This window comes from Cryobacterium sp. N19 (assembly GCF_002929595.1).
Taxonomy (GTDB): domain Bacteria; phylum Actinomycetota; class Actinomycetes; order Actinomycetales; family Microbacteriaceae; genus Cryobacterium; species Cryobacterium flavum.
Map to the genome: position 1 here is coordinate 1 of NZ_PJJR01000019.1, position 3,692 is coordinate 3,692.

General features: G+C 60.0%; 3 protein-coding genes. 2 read left to right on the forward strand and 1 reads right to left on the reverse strand.

Going from position 1 to position 3,692, the window contains the following annotated elements:
- Positions 1 to 1,001: 1,001 nt before the first annotated feature.
- Together CXY78_RS00205 and CXY78_RS00210 are read left to right on the forward strand one after the other, a co-directional pair.
- A complete protein-coding gene (locus tag CXY78_RS00205; RefSeq protein ID WP_104087452.1) occupies positions 1,002 to 1,364 on the forward strand; it encodes a hypothetical protein in 363 nt (120 codons plus the stop codon).
- Positions 1,365 to 2,113: 749 nt separating this feature from the next.
- Complete coding sequence (locus tag CXY78_RS00210) at positions 2,114 to 3,190, forward strand: hypothetical protein (protein WP_104087453.1); 1,077 nt, start codon at positions 2,114 to 2,116, stop codon at positions 3,188 to 3,190.
- 26 nt (positions 3,191 to 3,216) lie between these two features.
- Here the strand turns inward: CXY78_RS00210 and CXY78_RS20875 are convergent, their stop codons facing one another.
- On the reverse strand, positions 3,217 to 3,438 hold the full coding sequence (locus CXY78_RS20875; RefSeq protein WP_104087455.1) for a hypothetical protein: 222 nt from the start codon (positions 3,436 to 3,438) through the stop codon (positions 3,217 to 3,219).
- Positions 3,439 to 3,692: the final 254 nt, after the last annotated feature.

Sequence of the window (3,692 nt, forward strand, 5' to 3'; positions counted from 1 at the left end):
TCGGCGACGCCGGCTAACACCAGACGCAACCCCATGGGGACCGGGGGAGACCCTGCGGGTCCTTGGACCGCTGCGCGGACGCCTTTGTCGTTTTTTGTCTATCTGGCCGGTCATCGTAGTTCGCTTCCGTGCCTACGTGCCCAGCTGCTCGGGCGCGGTCGCAGGCTCCCTTATTTCCCCCGACCAGCCGTGCACTTCGGCACTCCCGCTCTCTATCGATTCTCTTGCCAGCCAGGCAAAAAAATCAGTTGAGCGGAGAGTCTCATGCCCCAGTTCCCCGTCACCACCCGTCCCGAACGCACCAGCGATGACATAGCAGCCGATCGTAAAGCAGCCAACGCATTCTTTGCCAGATACGCGCCCCTCGGCAGGGGCAAAAGCCAGCGGGACANTAGCGCCGCGCACCGCGCCGCACGACGAGCTGAACGCGCCGCCCAAGCAGCCCTCAACGACATTCCCGCACGCGACGACTCCCGACTTCGCCCGTATATGCACGCCACGACCGCAAGGTGGATGCCGCCTCAGGGCGTGACGCCCCGACCGGTGAGTGAACGCCTCACGGCGCGAGGACAAGCCGATCGTTTCTGGGCGCTGTGCCTGAACCCGACCGCCAAATTTCGTGCCGCCGCCCTCAACGACGCCGACCAGCCCTTCAGCCAGTGGTTGCTCCTGCTCCCCAGCTATGGCCCCCTGCAGGACGCGCCAGAAGGATACTCCGGGACGCTTCGACTGCCCAAGTCGCAACGATTCGTGCCTGGCTCGGTCCGACCCGCTGGAATCAGCTATGACCGTGCACTGGAAATCGCCCTCGCCGCCTTCGACAACACCAGCCACTAAGACCGGGCGAGACCGCCGCGAGGCGGCGATCTCGCCCGGTGAGGGGGAACATCCCCCTCACACTCCCCCCACCGCGCAACGTTATCCACAGATCACCTTGGTCGCCGGCGGCCTCCGGTTCCCGCGAATTAGCGTCAAGGTCTACCCATCGCGGAAGGACCCTCATGCGTTTTCTCAAACTTGCCGTCACCACCTACGGACACGACCGCTCCCGGCCGATCATTGGCGCCGACGACGTCTGGATCAACCTCGACCAAGTCGTCTCGATCGAGGAACAGCTCGACAGCAACACCTTCGTGGACGCTGTGCGCGAGGGACTCGCGCCGGAAGAGCACTATCCCTGCGTGGAGCTGACCACCTCGAACGGGAGCACACACCTCGTGTCACTCGGCGTGTACTCGGATCAGGCAAGTGCCTTCTCCGCCCTGACCCGATTCGTGCCTCTGCTCCTTGGTGGCAGCGACGATGACACCCGGCTCGCAGAAAGCTTGGACCGCACCGTCGGTCAGGGTGCCGACCATAGGTGAGGGCGCCTGTGAATTCGTCGAATTCGTCGAATTCGACGCTAAAGGTCATGCCCGCCGACGCGCGAAGATCTTACGCTATGAACTCATCTGGTGAAGTTTGTCGAAACCTGGACCGAGACCGCTCCGGATCCGCGAATGTTCATAGATCGACGCCGCCCACCAACGACTGGGAACCGAGCAGGGCGCACCAGCGAGGTTCCAGGCACGACGTGCCGGAGGTAGGAGAAGCTTCCTTGGGTTATTCCCAGTGTTTCGAGTGAGTGGGGTGGTAGCCGCGACCGGCGTCGATCCGGTGACCTTTCGAGTAAGAGTACGGCTCTATCAGGGGTTTGCGCGGGCTATCAGCCTCTTCGAATCTTGCTGATCAAGGCTGCTTTATGTTGCCATCCTCTGTTGTCTCGTATTTCTATATCTGCGGAATAGATGCAGGGCCCGTAGGCAGTCTCGGATGCTGGGCCGCGGTTCGGCCCCGGGCTGATTGTTGCCACGATTCGAAGCGAAGTTTGCTTTGCGGCGCCAAGCGTCTGCGATTTATGTGGTTGCCTGTCGAGTATCTCGGCTGGGGTATCCCCTGGATACGGGGTCGCGCTGCTAGGTTCCCCGGATGATGGGGCGGCTAAGTTGGTCGTGCTGGGTCAAGATCTCGGGCTGTTTCTGGGCGAGCTGAGCGAACTCTTCTTGGGGCGTGCGGTCCAGCGCGCGCTTCACCCCTTCTGTCACCGAGCCCTAGACTGCGAAAAGGGGAACAAATGCCTACAGACAACCATCATCAGTTCTTGAAGAATCGGTCGCAGGAGTTTGGGGCTGATCGCTGTTTCATCTGCGGTTGTCACATCCCGGAGGGGTCCCCGCTCCGCTCGAGGGAACATGTGTTCCCCCAGTGGCTTCTACGCGAACTGGACCTGTGGGATGGGACTATCCACCAGCTCAACGATGAGTTGCTCCAATACCGCAAACTGACGGTGCCATGTTGCAAGCCGTGCAACGGGGGAGATCTAAGCCCCGTGGAGGTTCGTGTCAAGGCTGCGTTTCTGGACGGCATCGCCGCTTTCAGGGCGCTGAATCGCCGCGACCTCTTTATCTGGCTCGGGAAGATCTACTACGGGCTGATCTACAAGGAAAGCCTCCGGCCCCGGTACGTCCGGGAACAAGAAGGCGAGCGCCTGATCCCAGAGTCACACCTTCGGAGCGTTTCGTTTCATCATTTTCTTCTTCAATCAGCCGGAGGGTTCGTCAGCTGGGAGCCAGATGCACCCGGCCCCGCCAGTTTCCATTTCTTCGAGTGCCTGGACGACGAACGGTCACGCCGACGATTTGACTACATGGATGACATCTACGCCCCCATAATCGGGCTTCGCATGGGGAGGATCGGCGTCGTCTGCATACTTCAGGACTGGGGCCGCTCCGAAAACGTTCAACAGCTTCAACTCAATGCCGCACGGGAGATGAAACTGCACCCAACGCAGTTCAGGGAGGTCTACGCACGGCTCAGCTACATGACGAAAGTCTCTTGGAAAGACAAGAAGCACATGATCATCGGAGGTGACGACCATGCGCTAGTGATTGCTGGCGACCCCGGCCCTTTCTCCGGCACCTTCGTCCTTGATGAATACGTCCAAACTTTGTCGCATATCTGGGAGGTTCCACTCGAGGCGGTCTACCGCGATGGATTCACGTTCTCAACGATCTGCGACGAATTCGGAACACACAACGTGGCAGCAAGTCACGACGTCGTCTTCACCGCCCCATACGGGACCACGGGGCTGTGGCCCGCACACCGACTTTCTACCGCCCACCTAGCTCCTGTTCAGCCCGTAACCGACTAACTTGAGCTCTGGCGAACAGCTTCCAATCAACGGAATCGCTCGCGCGTCAACTCAATCACCGATTTCACGTGGCTTAGTTCAAGGGCGCCAGTAATGAGAGTGCCGCGGATGAGCAAGCCGCGCGGATCGGCAACAAGGTCCGGGGTGAGCAGCAGCTGCCGGATGATCTCAGCGGGAAGCTGGCGGTCTTCACGCCATGTTGTGGTCTCATCGGGGATGACTTGATTGTTATCAAGGCCCCGGAGCAATGTCCAAAAGTGACCCCGAGGCTAGGGACTCCTGCAGCCGATCAAACCACGGTTCTGAATCTGATGACGTGGCCATTCCTCTGTTTATCACCACAATCCGAAGCGGTAAAGGTCGTGTTGAACCGTCCCTGATTTCCTGCCGCTTTCTTTCTAGTGAAAGGATTCGGTTATGCCCTGTCAAGGGCCATGAGGAACGGCCCACTGGCGGCCACTAGAAATGCCCGCTGGTGGCCATGAAAACTGCCCAGTCATGG